The organism is Alcanivorax sp. 1008 (genome assembly GCF_020667895.1).
Taxonomy (GTDB): Bacteria; Pseudomonadota; Gammaproteobacteria; order Pseudomonadales; family Alcanivoracaceae; genus PGZG01.
Map to the genome: position 1 here is coordinate 29,213 of NZ_JAFMPS010000006.1, position 16,774 is coordinate 45,986.

Consider the following 16,774-nt stretch of genomic DNA (forward strand, 5'->3'; position numbering starts at 1 on the left):
ACAGTCGCTTGTTAGGCAAGCTCTGTAATGGAATCTTCATAGTTAACTCTTCCACGAACCACATACCTGGCTTCAGCAGTTAACTGGGCGCCGTCCGAGAATATGGCGTTTGTGATGATAAAAACCTTTGGCGGAGCAGACCCCATAAAGACTCTAGCAATTATAGACTCGCCACTTTCAAAAAGTTCTTTCTCGATTTCAGCGTTAAAGACCAGGCGCTCAAAGAGATCGCTAGGCCTTTGGTACGAAGAATCCGTAGCCTTCAATTCGATCTTTCTCGGCGGTTCACCTTGCTCGTCGAACCAGAGGTCAAAGCCTTGGTCACCCGCAGCCTTGTCTCTGAACGTACACGTTGGATGACTGAATTCGGTTAGCAAGTACGCCCTTGCTTTGTCTTCAATAGCTCGAGTCATATTTGTCTGCCTAACGACTCAGTAACCGGCGGCTGGAACGAAGCGAAGCGCAGTGCAAGCCGTCCGGCGCCGCAGGCGCGTAGTTGACTGGCTTGTTATGTGCTTTCATGGGTAGCCCACCTCGTGCATTAGCCAATGCTCGTCCACGTATTTTCGGCGCCCGTCGGGGGTAAGAGTAAAGCCAATACAGTCCGTGGCGCCAATGCACTTAAAGAAGTACCACTTTGTCAGTTGAACCACCAGAAGCACCTCTTGATCAGGAAAAATCTCCGCCCAAACTGCTGGAAAGTATCTCTTCCCTTCAATGCTGATCGGAGCCATCTTTCTCCACTTCACGGACGATACTTCCTCGTAAGACAGGTCATCATAGTGAGACCGCATTTCCTCTAGTGCACTCCTAACGCGTGGATTCATAGACTCACATAACGACCGGCTCACCGGGTAAATTTTTGTTGGCGGCTTTTGTGCGGCTTCATGCACAAAAGATGACAGCGGAAATTTGTCCGGTGCAGTCGCTTGTTATAGCTCATGCTGCCACCAGCAAAGCAATAACAGAAACAATCAATGCAAGTATTGCGATGAATGTATTGGCTCCTGGATTAAGATTCAAATAACGCATAAATCTCTCAAAACCACTTTCTAAGCCTATGCTATATCCAGTTTCTGTAATGAAGTATGTTCCATCTGGATGCTCTTCCAATAGGCCTCTTGCTACAAGCTCTTGAAACACTGATTCCAGTCCGTCTCCTAAAGTGTCGCCAACGTAGTGTGCTTGCAGGATCCTCATTAGCGCTGGTTCATCGGCTAGAATGCTGTAGCTAAAACACCATTCAGACAATTTGCTTACAGACTGGCCATGTTCTTTTTTATATAGAACACAAAGCTCTCTGAGAAGTTTTCTAATGATTTTATTGCTTAGCACGTTCTCTCCTTGAGCTATAACGACCTGCACAGCGGCGCACGATGTGCGTCCGGGCCCAAAGGGCCTTTACTGGTGCTGCTTGTTATATGCTGCACAGTAGTAGCTGGAACGCAGATACCGACCCAATGTACTACTAGCAGCCCCCGAATCAATGCTCATGCCTTGATGCGCTTTGTTCAAGGCTACGATCAACTCTCTACTCCCCACATTCGCCTCTTGATCGAGACATCCAATGGAGCGAAGTAGTTCAGTGCTACTGTATGAGTACCCCGACACCCAAAGCATGGTCTCCATTTTCGAGCCACCCTCGAGATCGAACTCGATCAAGTCAGGCCCCCAATCGTCGGATGAAAGTGCCTGGCCTGGCATAACTAAAGCGAAGATTGTGATGATCTCTCTTAGCTTCATGGCATATAACGCTTAACTCAGCCGACGCGAAGCGATCGGCTGCAGTTTCTTGTTATGTGCCTCAATCTGCTCCATGCAGATGTGGGCCTGTTCTTGCCATGCTTTCACCTTCGCCGGCCAAGCCTTCATCAACGCATCCTCTTGCTTCCAGGTTAAGGGGCTCAAGAATTCATCTGCCTCTTTGAAGAGACGCTCGATGCTCTCAGCGGTGTCAGGCGGAATCAGACCTTCCTCAACTGCCCCGCTGAGATAGTCAAGAACAATGAAATCAAAGTTCTCATCCATCACCGATTCAGAGCCAGACAGCAAAGCCAGTCTTTCTTCGTGATCCGCGCAGATAACCCGCAATCCATCAAGAACCACTTTTAGATTAAAGCTCATATCGCTCATAGCACATAACAGTTATTAGACAGCGTGCTGTGTTTCCAGAAAAAAGCAGCATGCTGTCTAACTCCGCTCTGATCCGATTGTTGGTAGGGATTATTCAACAAAATCAACGCCCCGCGTGTAAGCCATTTCTTACACTGCCGAAAAACACAGCAGGGGCTGCTATCTAATTATTTATACTGTACAGATGGATAGTATTGTGTGCTGCCTCAAGCCCGTTCCGTCGGAAACGCTAGTAGCTCCCGTATATCGCCAAAGCCAAGCTGCGCCATCAGTACTCGATCAAGCCCCATGGCCACACCGCTGCAATCCGGCAATCCGTGTTGCAGTGCGGCGAGCAGGTGGGGGTCGGCGGTCATGTCGCGCTGGCCGTGTTGCTGGCGTAGCTGGCGATCCTGCTCAAAGCGTGCTGCCTGTTCGTTAGCATCTGTTAGCTCGTGGTAGCCGTTGGCGAGTTCATAGCCGCCAAAATAGATTTCGAAGCGCTGGGCCACCCATTCGCCGTCGTGGTCCTGATGTTTGCGCGCCAGGGCGGCAGCCCAGCCGGGAAAATCATCGATTATTACCAGTTGGTCTTTTGCCAGGGCCGGCTCGACCACGGTGGCCATCAGCCAGTCCACCAGGGCCGGTTTGTCGAGTCCGTCCGGGGCGCCATTTTGCTGCGCCCGCTGGGTCAGTTCGCTGGCGGATGCGGTGAGCGGATCAAGTTCGGTGTGCTGGTGGAATACGTCGCGAAAGTGATGGCGGGTTACCGCAACAGGTTTCAGTAGTGGCGATAGCAGCGCCACGCATTCATTAATTAGCTGATCCAGAGAAAAGCCTGGCCGATACCATTCCAGCAAACTGAATTCAGGATTGTGCCGCTGTCCGGCCTCGCCGTGGCGAAATACCCGGCTGATTTGCCAGATCGCGCCGCTGCCGGCGGCGAGCAGGCGCTTCATATGATATTCGGGGGAGGACTGCAGGAAGCCGTAGCCGGGAACTTCGATGCACTGGATATGCAGATCAGTGACGCCGTGGCGCGCCAGACAGGGGGTTTCTACTTCGAGAACATTGCGCTCGGCAAAGAACGCACGAACTTGAGCGAGTAGACTGGCGCGCGCGGCGAGGGCTTCGCGAGCCGTGGCCGGGCGCCAGTCTGTCACCGATTACTCCTTGACGCGGCCGACGTATTCGCCAGAGCGGGTGTCCACTTTGACAATCTCGCCAGTCTGGACAAACAGCGGCACTCGCACCACCGCACCGGTGGCCAGTTTGGCGGGTTTGCCGCCGGTGCCGGCGGTATCACCTTTGACACCCGGGTCGGCTTCGATGATTTCCAGTTCGACAAAATTCGGCGGGTAAACCACCAGCGGCACACCATTCCACAGCGTCACCTGGCAGTTGTCCTCTTCCTTCAGCCACTTGGCACTATCGGCAACGGCGGCTTCGCTAGCAGCCAGCTGCTCGAACGAGGTCGGGTGCATGAAGTGCCAGAACTCGCCGTCGCTGTACAGGAATTGCATTTCCTGATCGACAACGTCGGCACCTTCCAGCGTATCGCCGGAACGGAAGGTGCGTTCCCAGACCTTGCCATTCTTCAGGTTGCGCAGACGCACCCGGTTGAAAGCCTGTCCTTTGCCCGGTTTAACGTATTCGTTCTCGAGGATGGCGCAGGGGTCGCCGTCGAGCATTACTTTCAGACCGGGTTTGAAATCGTTGGTAGAATAGTTGGCCATTGGTCACCTGTTGCAGGGTCGGATCCCTTGAAAGAGCGCGCAATCATAGCGCAGACGCTGCCGCCCCGCGACTGGGACGGCAGCGCTGCCGATATCATCACTGATCCGGCCGAACTTCTGCGGCTTGTTCAGCTCGATTCTGCCTGCCTGCCAGCGGCGCTGGCCGCTTCCCGGGACTTCCCCTTGAGAGTGCCGCGCAGCTACGTAAAGCAAATGCGCCTGGCCGATCCTGCGGATCCATTGCTACTGCAGGTGCTGAGCCGGGCCGAAGAGCTGGATGAGGTGCCAGGCTATAGTGCGGATCCGCTGGAGGAGGCCGAGCACACTCCAGTGCCGGGCATTTTGCATAAATATCAGGGCCGGGTGCTGCTGATGGTCACCGGGGCATGCGCCATTCATTGTCGCTACTGTTTTCGCCGTCATTTTCCCTATAGCGAGCATCTGCCTACGCGGGATCGTCTGGCCGCTGCTCTGGACTGGCTCGCCCGGCAGACGGATATTAGCGAAGTCATCCTCAGCGGCGGAGATCCCCTTAGCGTCACCGACCGTCGTCTGGCAGAGCTGCTGGCCGCGTTACAGGCAATTCCGCACCTCAAGCGGCTGCGTATCCACAGTCGTCTGCCGGTGGTGATGCCGGAGCGTGTAAGTGAGTGCTTGCTAGCCATGCTGGGTGCTTCAAGGCTGAAGCCGGTTATGGTGGTACATGCCAATCATGGTGCTGAATTAGGGCCAGAGGCGGGCGCTGCGCTGGCCGCTCTGGGCGCCGCCGGGGTGCAATTGCTGAACCAGTCGGTGCTGCTGCGCGGGGTTAATGATGACGCGGCCACGCTGGCCGCCCTGAGTGAGCGATTGCTGGAGGTGGGCGTGTTGCCCTATTACCTGCACCAGCTGGATCGGGTGGCGGGGGCAGCCCACTTCGCTGTCAGTGACCAGCAAGCGCTGCAACTGCTCGTTGAACTGCATGCCAGATTGCCCGGTTACCTTGTCCCCAGGCTGGTTCGTGAGGAGTCCGGGGCGGCAGGTAAGACGCTGCTTGAGACTTCTGGTTGATTTACAACACCTTGGCCAATGCCTTAAAGTTCTGTTTCTAGCACAAAGCAAAATAAATCAAGCGCTTGTCTGGGTTTATTAATACGTTGCCTGAGAAGGATGTCGGGCTCCAGAGAGCGCTCCCTCACCTGAGGATTTGGTTGGCATGGAGCAATCCGCACAGAAAATTCGGTTGAAGCTCCCCGAGCAGGATCTCCAGTACCTGACGATTGGCAGTGATCAGCCGAAAAAGCTGCAGGCCTGGGTCAGCGAGCTGCCGCTCATGAACATGGGCGAAACCTCTCGGCAGCTTTACCAGTTTATTCAGGAACTGAATCGTTTTCAGGTGCCCACACCGCAACGTTTTCAACTTCTGGAAATTATTCGTCCTGTGGTGCTGCACGTGTGCCGCTCCCTCGGCAAGCATTATCTCAATCAGGCGTTGGTGTTGCCTGACAAGGCCCGTCGTGTTGCCAGTCTGGCGCAGGCACTGCAAACCCATCTCGCGGCGGGCTACAAGCTCACCGCCGTGCGTGGTATTCGCAGGCTTAATGAGCGCGATGGAAAGACCCTGGTGGCCTGTTCCATTCATCGGGCGATCAGCGCCCAAACCGATAATTTGGTGCGCAGTTATCAGCTGTATTTTCCTACCCCTCGCCACCTCTGGCTTGAGCTGCATCAGCTGTTCCTGTTAGCCGAAATGAACAAGCTGGATCGGGCTGAAGTGTCTGATCCGGACTTCAAGGCAATTGAAACCAGCACCGTCAAAGAGGCCTACGGTAGAGCTTTATTGCTATCTACGGCCAAGCCGAACCAGCTGCGCCAGCAGGAGATTGCCCTGCTTTATCGGGCAACAGAAGAGTGGAGCTCGCTGATTGATATCAAGCCGGCCGGTGCAGATGACGATCTGTTCGTTTTTGATATGCAGACAGATCGGCCGCCGACCTATCGGACCCACGCTTCTGTGGCTGCAGAAAACAGCCGCTATATTGACTCAAAGGAATTGGTGGGCGAGCTTTCCGCTGCTATTGCCGGGAAGCCGCACGACGGATTTTTTGTCCCGGACGGTATTCCCGATAACTTGCTGGTGCATTTGCAGCAGGCCTGGGGTGCACTGGCAGAGCGCTCGTTCCGCCGCGTTGGCCAGACCGGGCCCATTGATATCTGTCTCGGTTTGTCGGCCCTGCATAGCCACCTTTCCGGCGGTATGGATTTCGAGAGAATGGTCCGGGGCGGCGAGCTGCAGGTGTTGGCTCAGGGGGCGGCGGAAAACCCGTTCCTCGCCGGGCGCGCCAAGTCAGCGTCTGGGCCACAGGACGACGACGCCTGGTCCAAAGCCTTTGATGGCGGTGGTCACCGCATGTCCGAAGACATGCTGGACTCCATCGACGTTAGCGGCATCACCACTCGGCTGCAGCAGGCACAGGATAGCCAGATAGCTGCCAAGCCAGCGCTGGAGCACTTTACCTGTCAAAAGATCAACTCCAGTCCCGGCGGTTACTGTCTGGAATGGGTTGGTGCCAGCCCTGCGGCCCTGCGTACCGGTGAACTGGTTGGTGTGCGTGAGCTGGGCCAGAATGAATGGGCCATTGGTATCGTGCGCTGGGTCAAGCAGTTGGCCCATCAAGGCGCCCAGTTTGGTGCTGAGCTGTTGGCTCCCCGGGCCACCCCGGCGGCTGCCCGGGCGCTGCGCAAAACCGGTGATTCTGGTAACTTTATGCGCGCTTTGTTGTTGCCAGCCCTGCATGCCATTGGCCAACCGGCTACACTGTTGGTGCCAACTGTGGGGTTTCAGGCTGGTGGCAAGGTTGATATGGTTGCGGGCAATGAAAGTCAGCGCGTGACCTTGCACCGTAAGGTCAATGGTACGGCCAGTTTTGGCCAGTATGAATTCCGCGTCGTGCAACCCGGGGGGGGTGCGCCGCAGGCAGAGCCTGAAGAGAAAGATGGTGGAGAAGATTTCGACTCCATCTGGACCAGTCTCTGATTATCGTCTTTCCGGCGGATCTGAATGAGCTATACGCTTGAACATGTTAGGTTGCTGATCGTCCATGATTCTCAGGACGATGCAGAGCAGCTGATGAACTCGCTGCGTAATGCCGGCAAGGTTACCCGTGCCGAAATTGCGCTCAGTGAAGATGACTTTATTCGCGCCGTTAAAAGTGGCAGCTGGGAACTGATTGTCTGCCGGCCAGAAGTTGCTGGCTGCAGCTACCAGAAAATCCTTGCTCACCTGAACCGTCTTGGTAAAGCGCTGCCGATGATCGTTCTGGTTGATGCGCTCACCCCGGCGGTTATGGCTGAAGCACTTAGTGCGGGCGCCAGGATGGTGGCTCCGATGTCGGAGCGCGATCTATTGATGCTGGTGATTGACCGGCAGATTGAATACCTGTCCCTGCGTAAAGAGCTGCAGTATAGCCAGCTCGCTCTGCATGACGCAGAGAAACGCCTGTCTGTGCTGATGGATCAGAGTCGTGATGCCATCGCCTATGTGGTGGATGGCATGCATATTCATGCCAACGACGTTTATCTTGAGCGGTTCGGTTACGCCAGCTCCGATGATCTTGCCGGCATGCCGATTATGGACATGGTGTCCGCGGCGGATCACGAGAAGTTGAAAAAGCTGCTGCGCAGTCGCGCGCAGAACGAAAACCAGACCAATGAGCTGGAATGCCGGGGTATTGGCCCGGGCGGCAAGGAATTTGATGCAGTCTTTACTTTTTCTGCGTCCACCTATGATGGCGAAGCCTGCACCCAGATCGTTATTCGTGCGGCCGAGGTAGACGAGAGCGCCATACAGGAAAGGCTGCAGGAAATGAGCCAGATCGACCAGGTCACTGGTCTGTATAACCGCGGCTGGTTCCTTGATCAGGTTGATGCTTCTTTGGCCAACGCGGTGCGGACAGGCCATATGTATGCGGTGTCCCTGATTCGTATTGATGACTTCGAGACGCATCAGAGTGCTGTGGGTCTGGATGGCGCTGATGAGTTGCTGCGCCAGCTGGCCACACTGATTAGCCAAAGCGCGGATGCTGACTCCAGCCTGTCGCGCATTGATGGCGAAGATTTTGCGGTGCTGAGTCCGGTTAATGATCGAGAGGTTGCCGGCGACTGGGCGGAAAAGGTTCGCGCCGGCATTGAGAAAATGATGCCGGCGGTAGCGTCGCGCACCCTGAAGGTAACTGCTTCTATTGGTGTTGCCTTTGTTACTGATGACACCCGTTCGGCTCAGGCTACAGTGAATAAAGCACTGGAATGCTGTGTGCGAGCGCGCGATGAAAGCAAGGGCAAGGGCAACACGGTGTATGTCCACAGTCCAATGGATGATGTGGAGGCAGGGTCCAGCGAGGCAGTGGCCCTGGTATTGCGCGACGCCCTGGAGAAGGGCGCGCTAGCGCTGCAGTATCAGGCGATCATGAACCTGGAAGACGACAGCAGTCATTTCTTCGAAGTGTTTGTGCACTTGCCGCAGGCCGATGGCAGCATTCTTCAGCCCGCCCAGTTCATGCCAGTGGCGGGCGAGCTTGGCATGGCAGGCAAGATCGATCGCTGGGTGGTGCTTAATGCAATCAAGGCCGCAGCAGCTCAGAAGCACTCGGTGAAGGTGCTGATTAATTTAAGTGGATTTTCCCTGCAGGATAATGGTTTTTCTGACTGGGTAGGCAAGGCCATAAAAGCCTCGAAAATCCCCGGTAAGCAGGTGGTGTTCCAGTTCTCTGAAGTGGATGTTAATAATCACCTAAAGCAGGCTGCCGATTTCGCTGGCAAGGTGCAGCCCATGGGCTGTGCTGTGTCGGTTAGTCGATTTGCCGGCGCCCAGGAGCCACTCAAGTTGTTTGATCATGTGCCAGTTAACATGGTCAAGTTCGACGGCAGCTACACGCAGGATCTTGCTAACAAGGAAAGCAAGGAAAAATTCGCCAAGCTTATTGGTGAGGTGTCCGGCAAGGGCAAGCAGGTTATGGTCGGTTTTGTCGAAGCTGCCAGTCAGATGCAGACACTGTGGACCATGGGCGGGGTGAATTTCCTGCAAGGCTATTATATGCAGCCGCCTGTGGGGCATATTCAGGTTGATGAAGGCGAGTAACTCGCCTTCATCACTTGGTGCTGCCGGACGCCAGTAGTTCTGCCTGGTCCCTGTCACGTACTCCGATTAGATACAGAATGCCGTCCAACCCGAGCGTGGAGATGGCCTGCTTGGCTGTTTCCTTGACCATCGGTTTGGCGCGGAAAGCGATTCCCAGTCCGGCAATGCCGAGCATCGGCAAGTCGTTAGCACCATCTCCCACTGCGATTACCTGCTCCAGGCTGATGCCTTCCTGGTTGGCGATTTCCCGAAGAAGCTCCGCCTTGCGCTGCCCGTTTACGATCTGCCCGGCTACCCGGCCGGTAACTTTGCCGTTTTCGATTTCCAGCTCGTTGGCATGCACGTGGTCAATGCCTAGTCGCTCCTGCAGATGGCGTCCGAACCAGGTGAAGCCCCCGGAAAGAATGGCAGTGCGATAACCCAGTGCTTTCAAAGTGGCAACCAGCCTCTCCGCGCCTTCGGTTAGCTTCAGGCGTGAGCGCACCCGTTCCAGCGCCGCTTCATCCAGCCCCTCTAGCAGGGCGACGCGGCGGCGGAAACTCTCATCGAAGTCCAGTTCGCCACGCATGGCCTTTTCAGTAATCTCGGAAACCTGTTCGCCCACCCCGGCTTCGCGGGCCAGTTCATCAATGACTTCCGACTCGATCAGGGTGGAGTCCATATCGAAGGCCACCAGCCGCCGGTTGCGGCGGAAGGCAGTGTCCTTTTGGAAGGCGATATCCAGATTGCGCTCGTTGGCAATGCGTAAAAAATCGGCGCGCATTGCCTCGCTATTGGCCGGTTCGCCGCGCACGGAAATTTCGATGCAGGCACGGGCATCTTCATCCATGCCTTCGCCTTCCAGATGTACCCGGCCGGAAAGGCGGGTAATGCTTTCGATATTCAGCTCGTTGCGAGCCACCACGGCGGTAACGTCACTGAGCTGCTCAGCGGTAATTTTTCGGGCCAGCAGGGTGATGATGTAGCGGTCTTTGCCTTGGCCGGCGACCCAGTCTTCGTAACGGTCGTAATCAATGGGGCGAAAGCGTACGGAGATATTGAGCTTATGTGCTTCGAACAGAAGATCCTTCAGTACTGGCGACGTTTCCCGGCCCGGTGGCACTTCGATAAGGATGCCGAGTGATAGCGAGTCATGGATCACGGCCTGACCGATATCAAGGATATTCAGCTGATACTGGGCGAGTATGCTGGTAAAGGCGGCTGTCAGGCCGGGTCGGTCGCCACCGGATACCTGAATCAAAATAATCTCGCGCACAGCGGTCTCCTTGTGAGGTGGCGCACAGTATAACGTGCTGTGCGGATGGCTGCTGCTATACTGCGCGCCAGAAACGGAGGGTCGGGCATGCCCGCAGATAAAGTCGACTGGCGCAACTGGTGGCAGAAAGAGCAGCAGCTGATTCGTGAGCTGGCGCTGATGCTGCTGATGGCTGTGGTGGTCGGGGTGTACTTTCTTGAGAACGCCAGAGTGGCAGTGGAGCAGGGGCAGCGCCGTTCCGCTGAGGCGCTGGCGCAGCAGCTGGCCACCAGCGCTTCCGAATACCTCGCCTCGGGCAACCTGGTCAGCTTGAATGTGATGGCGCAGCAGACGGCCGCATTGGGGATGGTGTCCCGGGTGGAGATCCGTAATCCTGCCGACAGGGTGCTGGCCAGTGCTGGCGATGAATCCGTTGGTAGTATTTCTGCCAGTCGTCCCGTCCGGATTGATGATCAGGCTCTGGTTGGTACCGCAGTGGTATGGCCCCGACGAATTGATGCGGCACAGTCTCGCCAGCTGGAAACACGCTTTGTGCTGGTGGTGCTTAGTCTGCTGGGCTTTCGTCTTTTAGTAGAGCTGGCCTGGCGCCGACTGCGGGCCGAGCCAGAAGTGTTGCCGGAGGAGGAAACTCTGGAAGCGGATCTGGTGCCGGTGCTCACCATGAACCAGACCAGCGAGGCGCCGCGCGCCTGGCTACGTATCGGTATCGTCAACTTTGACAGGATCAGAGATCGCTATGCGGCCGATATGGTCAGCGAAATGCTGAACGGTTATGGCGCTTTGTTGCAGCAGGTGGCCGAGGTTTATGGCGGCCGTGTATTGCAAAATATCGGTGCCGAAGCAGCCATGGTGATTGGTGGAGAAACTCGTGCTGAGGCTTGCTTTCAAGCGCTTTGTGCGGGAACCCTGTTCCGTCGCCTGGCGCGCGAACTCAGTGAGCAGCGTAAAGAGCAGGGTCGGACTCCACTGGAGTTCAAGCTGCTCGTTACTACCAATGGTGACATGGCGCATAGCTGGGCGTTGGCGCTGGCTGGGTTGCCCGGTCGAGTCCATGTGCCGGAATCGGAAATGGCGCGCTACGAGCTGGATACCCGCTTGTTATTTCAGGGTGAGCGCTGTCTGCACGTGTTGTCCGATGGTGAGACTATTCGGGTGCAGCCCATCGAGCAGCTGGCCCAGCGTTATCAAAAGTTGATTGCTGACCAGGCTGCCAGATTGCTGCAGGAAAGTGTCTAGTCGGTAACGCTCGGCTCCAGTTACTTTACTTCGCCGAGCTTCTGTCCCATCTGTACCGGGCTGCCTTCGCCAAGCCCTTTCAGGAAGCTCGCCTTACCCTCGGGAAATAGCAGAATAGCGGTGGAGCCGAGCAGGAAGCGGCCCAATTCATCACCTTTTTCCAGGCTAATCTCACCCCGTGCCGCATATTGCGTGCGCACGATGCTGCGCGGTTGCGGTGCTACCTGACCGGCAAATACGGTTTCAATGCCGGCCACAATCATGGCGCCCACCAGAATGACCGCAAACGGGCCGTTGTCTGAATCAAACACACAGACGGCCCGTTCATTGCGGGCAAACAGATCCGGAATCTGTCGGGTGGTTACCTGATTCACTGAAAACAGCCGGCCGGGAACGTAGATCATTTCACGCAGGGTGCCGGACAGTGGCATATGCACGCGGTGGTAATCCTTCGGTGACAGATACACCGTGGCAAAGCTGCCGCTAATAAATTCACTGGCCAGCTCGCTATCTCCGCCGACCAGTTCGTACAGGGAAAAGTATTGCCCTTTGGCCTGCATTACATCAGAGCCGCGGATGCGGCCCAGCTGGCTGATGGCACCATCAGCGGGACAAACAATCGCTGAAGACTCTTCACAGATAGGCCGGGCGCCTTCTTTGAGAGCGCGGGTAAAAAACGCATTAAAGCTGGCGAATTGATCCGGGTCCTCAATCTGCGCTTCGCTCAGGTCGATTTTAAATTGCTTGCGAAACAGGTTGATAAAGATGGTCTTGATCCAGGGGATCTCACTACGCGCCAGTGTGCCCACCAGCCGTGATAGCAGGTGGTGCGGTAAAATCAGTTGCAGCAGGCCGAACAGCTTTTCAAGAAACGGATTCACGGTAAGCCTCTTTTTGTCAGAAATTCAGTCAGTATTTCTCTACCGGGGTGTCGGGGTGGTTGCCCCACTCGGACCAGGAGCCGGCATAGCCACGGATGTTCAGTCCCAACAGGCGCCCCACCAACCAGCTATAACTGGAGCGGTGATGGGTTTGGCAATGGACAATAATTTCTTTGTCTTCGGTCAGGCCGAGCTGAGCCATTTCGGTCCGTACTGCATCCAGATCGCGAATGCGCAGATGACGACCCCGATCCATCGGCTCGGTCCATTCGTAATGGATGGCGCCAGGAATATGGCCGGCCTTTTGTGCGTAGGCGCGCAGCCCGGCAAATTCCTCTTCGGAGCGCGCATCCCAGATCGCCACAGTGGGATCACCAATACGGCCCAACAGTTCCTCAAGGGTGATATCGGTGTGCTCAAGAATACGTTCGATGCGGTACTCGCTGGCGACGCGCTGCTCGCTATGCATGTCGGTGGGCAGGCCCTCGGCCAGCCACGCATGAATGCCACCATTAAGCCAGGAGTAACGGGTGTGGCCGATACTTTCCAGTACCCACAACAGACGGCCGGCCCAGCCGCCGCCCTCGTCATCGCAGGCCACCACGTGGGTTTCCGGAGTCAGGCCAAGATCACTAAAAAGCGCCTCAAGAGATTCTTTGTCTGGCAGCAGGCCGGGTGCCGGCTGGCTTCCTTTTTGCAGCGCCCGATGGTCCAGATGTACGGCTCCCGGGATATGCGCCTGCTGGAAAACCTGTGCCTTGCCAAGGTCAATAACCAGCAGCTGTGGCTCGCCCAGCCGTTGGGCCAGCGTCTGAGGTTCCAGAAGTAGGGGCAGAGTGCTGCTCATGGTGGTGTCCTTTGGCGACGTCAGGGCGCCATTCTACCTGAAACGTCATCCGCCGGCGGCCTGTGTCGGGATAGTGCGTCCATCCGTAGCGCCAACTAGTACCTTTCTCGACCTTCCTCATCAAGGGTGTCGGCGATACGGTAAAAGTTATCCAGCCGCTCGGCGCTGATGCTGCCATCTTCCGCCGCCAGTCGCAGGGCGCAGCCGGGCTCGTGGCGATGAGAGCAATTGCGGAATTTGCAGTGTCCGGCCAGCGGTGCCAGATCGCAGTAGCCGCTCAGCAGCTCCTCTTCACTGATATGCCAAAGGCCGAACTCGCGCACCCCGGGGGAATCGATCAGCTTGCCGCCGCCGGGCAGATCAAACAGCTTTGCGGTCACGGTGGTGTGCTGGCCCAGCCCGGAGCGAGTGGATAGCTCACTCACCTCCAGCCCGGCATCCGGCAACATGGCATTTACCAATGAGGACTTGCCTACTCCAGACTGGCCGACAAATACGGAAGTGTGCCCGGCTAGCGCCTGATACAGGGGCTGCAGCCCGTCGCCCTCGGTGGCGGATACCTCCAGTACCTGATAGCCGATACCACGGTACAGTTGGCACAGGGCATCAATATGGTCGCGATCATCGGCGCTGATCAGGTCGGCCTTGTTGAGGATCAACAGCGGTGTGATGCCACTGAGTTCTGCGGCCACCAGATAGCGGTCCAGCAATCCGGATGATGGGGTCGGCTGTGGCGCAAATACCACCAACATCAGGTCAACATTGGCTGCCACAGGTTTCAGATTGCCGTACTGATCCGGACGCCGCAGCACCGTTTGCCGAGGCGCGATGGCCGTGACCACCCCGGTTGCTACGCCGGTTCCCTCATCCTTGGGAGGCTGGAAGAGAACCTGATCGCCCACCACCAGCTGTTCCAGAGTGGCGCGGAAGTGACAGCGAAAAGCCTCGCCGCGATCGTTGTTAACGATGACCTGCTGACCATAGTGTGTCACCACCAGGCCGTGCTGCTCCTCGCCGAATGTCTCGGCTGCCGGCTCGCCGTCGCGGGCAGAGCGTTTCGCTGCCCGGGCCAGACGCTCTTCCTGAATCTTGTCGATGCGCCATTGCTGTCGGCGGCTGAGATTACGTTTGCTCATGGCCGGCAACATAGCCGCAGTGCGCCGCCGACACAATGTTCACGTGCTGCTGATACTGTGTGCTATTGGGTGTCGTGTCAGTTCGCGCTAGAGTGCGACAGGGCTGACTAATCAGGAGAAGATTGTGGGAGCCATGGCCATGCAAGGGAAAACCGTACTGATTACCGGAGCTAACAGTGGTATCGGCAAGGTGGCGGCCAGTGCCTTGGCGGGCATGGGGGCCACCGTGGTGCTAGCGTGCCGGCGCCCCGATGCGGCCCAGCAGGCCATGGCAGATATACGCCGCGAGCATCCGCAGGCGCAACTTGATTTCGTTGCCATCGACCTGGCATCGCTGGCATCCGTGCGCCGTGCTGCCGCCGAGGTAATGGCCAAGTATCCGGTTGTTGATGTGCTGATCAATAATGCCGGCCTCGCTAACATGCAGCGACAGACCAGTGAAGATGGCTTCGAAATGACCTTTGCGGTGAATCATCTGGGCCCGTTTCTTTTCACCAATCTGTTGTTGCCGGCGCTACGTGCGGGTAAAGGTCGTGTGGTCACTGTGGCCTCCGGGGCGCACAAGGCCGGGCGCATGCACTGGGCAGATTTGCAGCTTAGCCGTGGCTATTTTGTGTTGCGCTCTTACGCCCAGTCGAAGCTGGCTAACATTCTGTTCACCAAGGCGCTGGCTGCCCGCGTTGAAGCGGACGGTATTCACGCCAATTGCCTCCATCCGGGAGCGGTATCCACCAGTATCTGGCCAGAGCGTAACTGGGTGGAAAAAGCGTTCAGCAAGGTGCTGCGTCTTTTTCTGATTAGTGCGGAAAAAGGTGCGCGCACCTCCATCTGGCTTGCCAGCGGTGATGTCGGCGGCAAGGCCAGTGGCAGCTATTTTGAAAACTGCCGGGAGAAAACGCCGAGTCGTGCCGCTCGGGATAGCCAGGCGGCGGAAAAACTCTGGGAAATCTCTGCCAACCTCACGGGACTAAAATGAACAAGAAACGCGACAACCTGATTTGGATCGATCTGGAGATGACCGGCCTGAACCCGGACACCGATCGCATTATTGAAATCGCCACCATTGTCACCGATGGTCAGCTAAATATTCTTGCCGAAGGCCCGGTGATCGCCGTGCATCAGAGTGATGCAGTGCTGAAGCAGATGGACGAGTGGAACACCAATCAGCACGGTGGCTCTGGCCTGGTAGATCGAGTACGGCAAAGCGAGCACGACGAGCGCCGTGCGGAAAAAGAGACACTGCAGTTTCTTGAGCAGTGGGTTGAGCGCGGCATGTCCCCCATGTGCGGTAACAGCATCTGTCAGGACCGTCGTTTCCTGTGGCGAGGAATGCCACAACTGGAAGCCTACTTCCATTACCGCAATCTGGACGTGTCCACCATCAAGGAACTGGCCCGCCGCTGGAAGCCGGAAGTGCTGGAAGGGGTGAAAAAGTCCGGAGCCCATTTGGCGCTGGATGATATCCGTGACTCGATTGAAGAGATGAAATATTACCGGGGTCAGGTGTTTAGTATCTGATCAAGAAACTTCAGATAGGCTGCCGCTACCTGGTTTGCTGCTTCCATTTGCGGGTAGTGACCAATCTCGGGCAGCTCTGCCAGAAAGGCCAGGGGTAGTTCCAGTTCCTGGAAGCGCGCCACCATGTGCGCGCCTGATACCGGATCGGCCGAACCATTGATTAGCGCAACCGGCACCTTGGCATCGCGAATCGCCGCCACCCAACGTTCGCGATGCTCTCGGCGATCACGCATATAGGTGATCAGGTTGTGGAAGATATGCTTGCCGTCGTTATGCATTACCAATGACCAGTAATCTTCCAGCTCCCTGGCATCCGGCTTGCTGTTCGGCCCGAATACCCGCGACATGGCGCCATCAAAGGTACGCTTGTTAGAGAGCTTGTTAATCAGCGGGCCGAGTGGACTGAGCAACAGCTTTTGAGTGAGCAGGGCGCGATGGGTTTCCGGGAACAGGCCACCGTTAAGGAAACACACCGACAGCCATTCGCCCGCGCCCGCGCCGGCGTTCTGCCGAGCCAGCAGCTCCTGCGCTACGGTATCGCCATAATCGTGGGCCAAAACATGAAAGCGCTTGAGGTCGAGCTTGCGTACCAGCGCTTCCAGTAAATCAGCCTGCTCGTGAATGGAGTAGTGATGCCGTGACGGCTTGTCGGAAAAGCCGAAACCAAGCATGTCTGCGGCCACCAGGCGGTAATGCTGGCCTAGCGTTGGCCAGATTCTGTGCCAGTCCCAGCTGGCGGTGGGAAAGCCGTGAATCAGCAGAATCGTGTCCTGCTCAGTGGTGCCTTCATCCATGGCAAAAAGCTGGAAACCATTCACCGCGTGAAGGCTGCCACGGAGTTGCCATTGGTCGGGGCGCATGCTGTTCTCCTGAACACTGACGCGTTATTGAGCCGTCGTTGATATAGTCTGGCTGTGGCGATATTTATCAACATAAT

Annotated in this window: 17 protein-coding genes; 6 read left to right on the plus strand and 11 right to left on the minus strand. The window is 56.6% G+C overall.

Annotation, left to right across the window (positions count from 1 at the left end; translation table 11 throughout):
• Positions 1 to 11: 11 nt before the first annotated feature.
• The 6 genes from J1C54_RS08870 to efp form a co-directional block, all read right to left on the minus strand.
• A complete protein-coding gene (locus J1C54_RS08870; RefSeq protein ID WP_229146576.1) occupies positions 12 to 413 on the minus strand; it encodes a hypothetical protein in 402 nt (133 codons plus the stop codon).
• Between the two features lie 105 nt (positions 414 to 518).
• Positions 519 to 749 (minus strand): hypothetical protein, encoded by a 231-nt coding sequence (locus J1C54_RS08875; protein WP_229146579.1) that lies wholly within the window; start codon positions 747 to 749, stop codon positions 519 to 521.
• 190 nt (positions 750 to 939) lie between these two features.
• The gene (locus tag J1C54_RS08880; RefSeq protein ID WP_229146582.1) at positions 940 to 1,335 is read right to left on the minus strand and encodes a hypothetical protein; all 396 of its coding nucleotides are present in this window, start codon (positions 1,333 to 1,335) and stop codon (positions 940 to 942) included.
• 420 nt (positions 1,336 to 1,755) lie between these two features.
• Entirely contained in the window at positions 1,756 to 2,133 is a 378-nt protein-coding gene (locus tag J1C54_RS08885) for a hypothetical protein (protein ID WP_229146583.1), read from the minus strand.
• A gap of 206 nt (positions 2,134 to 2,339) precedes the next feature.
• Positions 2,340 to 3,275, minus strand: a complete 936-nt coding sequence (gene epmA / locus J1C54_RS08890; protein ID WP_229146584.1) for an EF-P lysine aminoacylase EpmA — start codon at positions 3,273 to 3,275, stop codon at positions 2,340 to 2,342.
• Positions 3,276 to 3,278: 3 nt separating this feature from the next.
• Positions 3,279 to 3,848: an elongation factor P gene (gene efp / locus J1C54_RS08895; protein WP_229146586.1), complete on the minus strand. Its 570-nt coding sequence runs from the start codon at positions 3,846 to 3,848 to the stop codon at positions 3,279 to 3,281.
• 27 nt (positions 3,849 to 3,875) lie between these two features.
• Between efp and epmB the strand changes: the two genes are divergently transcribed.
• The 3 genes from epmB (at position 3,876) to J1C54_RS08910 (ending at position 8,964) form a co-directional block, all read left to right on the plus strand.
• Positions 3,876 to 4,898 (plus strand): EF-P beta-lysylation protein EpmB, encoded by a 1,023-nt coding sequence (epmB, locus tag J1C54_RS08900; RefSeq protein WP_229146590.1) that lies wholly within the window; start codon positions 3,876 to 3,878, stop codon positions 4,896 to 4,898.
• 145 nt (positions 4,899 to 5,043) lie between these two features.
• Positions 5,044 to 6,864 (plus strand): hypothetical protein, encoded by a 1,821-nt coding sequence (locus tag J1C54_RS08905; RefSeq protein ID WP_229146591.1) that lies wholly within the window; start codon positions 5,044 to 5,046, stop codon positions 6,862 to 6,864.
• A 24-nt stretch (positions 6,865 to 6,888) separates the two neighbouring features.
• Positions 6,889 to 8,964, plus strand: coding sequence for an EAL domain-containing protein (locus tag J1C54_RS08910; RefSeq protein ID WP_229146595.1), 2,076 nt, complete (start codon positions 6,889 to 6,891; stop codon positions 8,962 to 8,964).
• Positions 8,965 to 8,974: 10 nt separating this feature from the next.
• On the opposite strand, the gene serB is transcribed toward J1C54_RS08910, so the two are convergent.
• Positions 8,975 to 10,219 carry a phosphoserine phosphatase SerB gene (gene serB / locus J1C54_RS08915; RefSeq protein ID WP_229146598.1) on the minus strand — a complete coding sequence of 415 codons (1,245 nt, stop codon included), beginning with the start codon at positions 10,217 to 10,219 and terminating at the stop codon, positions 8,975 to 8,977.
• An 87-nt stretch (positions 10,220 to 10,306) separates the two neighbouring features.
• On the opposite strand from serB, the gene J1C54_RS08920 reads away from it, so the two are divergent.
• Positions 10,307 to 11,455 (plus strand): hypothetical protein, encoded by a 1,149-nt coding sequence (locus tag J1C54_RS08920; protein ID WP_229146602.1) that lies wholly within the window; start codon positions 10,307 to 10,309, stop codon positions 11,453 to 11,455.
• A 20-nt stretch (positions 11,456 to 11,475) separates the two neighbouring features.
• On the opposite strand, the gene asd is transcribed toward J1C54_RS08920, so the two are convergent.
• The 3 genes from asd to rsgA all read right to left on the minus strand — a co-directional run bounded on the left by asd (position 11,476) and on the right by rsgA (position 14,319).
• Positions 11,476 to 12,336, minus strand: coding sequence for an archaetidylserine decarboxylase (asd, locus tag J1C54_RS08925; protein ID WP_229146604.1), 861 nt, complete (start codon positions 12,334 to 12,336; stop codon positions 11,476 to 11,478).
• Positions 12,337 to 12,364: 28 nt separating this feature from the next.
• Positions 12,365 to 13,183 (minus strand): sulfurtransferase, encoded by an 819-nt coding sequence (locus J1C54_RS08930; protein WP_229146609.1) that lies wholly within the window; start codon positions 13,181 to 13,183, stop codon positions 12,365 to 12,367.
• A 95-nt stretch (positions 13,184 to 13,278) separates the two neighbouring features.
• Entirely contained in the window at positions 13,279 to 14,319 is a 1,041-nt protein-coding gene (gene rsgA, locus J1C54_RS08935) for a small ribosomal subunit biogenesis GTPase RsgA (protein ID WP_229146611.1), read from the minus strand.
• A 139-nt stretch (positions 14,320 to 14,458) separates the two neighbouring features.
• On the opposite strand from rsgA, the gene J1C54_RS08940 reads away from it, so the two are divergent.
• The gene (locus tag J1C54_RS08940; RefSeq protein ID WP_229146620.1) at positions 14,459 to 15,295 is read left to right on the plus strand and encodes an SDR family oxidoreductase; all 837 of its coding nucleotides are present in this window, start codon (positions 14,459 to 14,461) and stop codon (positions 15,293 to 15,295) included.
• On the plus strand, positions 15,292 to 15,837 hold the full coding sequence (gene orn / locus J1C54_RS08945; protein ID WP_229146621.1) for an oligoribonuclease: 546 nt from the start codon (positions 15,292 to 15,294) through the stop codon (positions 15,835 to 15,837). The genes J1C54_RS08940 and orn overlap by 4 nt, the downstream gene beginning before the upstream one ends.
• Here the strand turns inward: orn and J1C54_RS08950 are convergent.
• Positions 15,819 to 16,697 (minus strand): alpha/beta fold hydrolase, encoded by an 879-nt coding sequence (locus J1C54_RS08950; RefSeq protein ID WP_229146622.1) that lies wholly within the window; start codon positions 16,695 to 16,697, stop codon positions 15,819 to 15,821. The genes orn and J1C54_RS08950 overlap by 19 nt on opposite strands.
• Positions 16,698 to 16,774 lie beyond the last annotated feature (77 nt).

Coding starts and splice junctions, on each gene's coding strand:
- J1C54_RS08920 (WP_229146602.1), top strand. CDS start 10,307: ATGCCCGCAGATAAAGTCGACTGGCGCAACTGGTGGCAGAAAGAGCAG.
- efp (WP_229146586.1), bottom strand. CDS start 3,848: ATGGCCAACTATTCTACCAACGATTTCAAACCCGGTCTGAAAGTAATG.
- J1C54_RS08930 (WP_229146609.1), bottom strand. CDS start 13,183: ATGAGCAGCACTCTGCCCCTACTTCTGGAACCTCAGACGCTGGCCCAA.
- J1C54_RS08910 (WP_229146595.1), top strand. CDS start 6,889: ATGAGCTATACGCTTGAACATGTTAGGTTGCTGATCGTCCATGATTCT.
- J1C54_RS08905 (WP_229146591.1), top strand. CDS start 5,044: ATGGAGCAATCCGCACAGAAAATTCGGTTGAAGCTCCCCGAGCAGGAT.
- J1C54_RS08885 (WP_229146583.1), bottom strand. CDS start 2,133: ATGAGCGATATGAGCTTTAATCTAAAAGTGGTTCTTGATGGATTGCGG.
- J1C54_RS08870 (WP_229146576.1), bottom strand. CDS start 413: ATGACTCGAGCTATTGAAGACAAAGCAAGGGCGTACTTGCTAACCGAA.
- J1C54_RS08950 (WP_229146622.1), bottom strand. CDS start 16,697: ATGCGCCCCGACCAATGGCAACTCCGTGGCAGCCTTCACGCGGTGAAT.
- rsgA (WP_229146611.1), bottom strand. CDS start 14,319: ATGAGCAAACGTAATCTCAGCCGCCGACAGCAATGGCGCATCGACAAG.
- J1C54_RS08940 (WP_229146620.1), top strand. CDS start 14,459: ATGCAAGGGAAAACCGTACTGATTACCGGAGCTAACAGTGGTATCGGC.
- orn (WP_229146621.1), top strand. CDS start 15,292: ATGAACAAGAAACGCGACAACCTGATTTGGATCGATCTGGAGATGACC.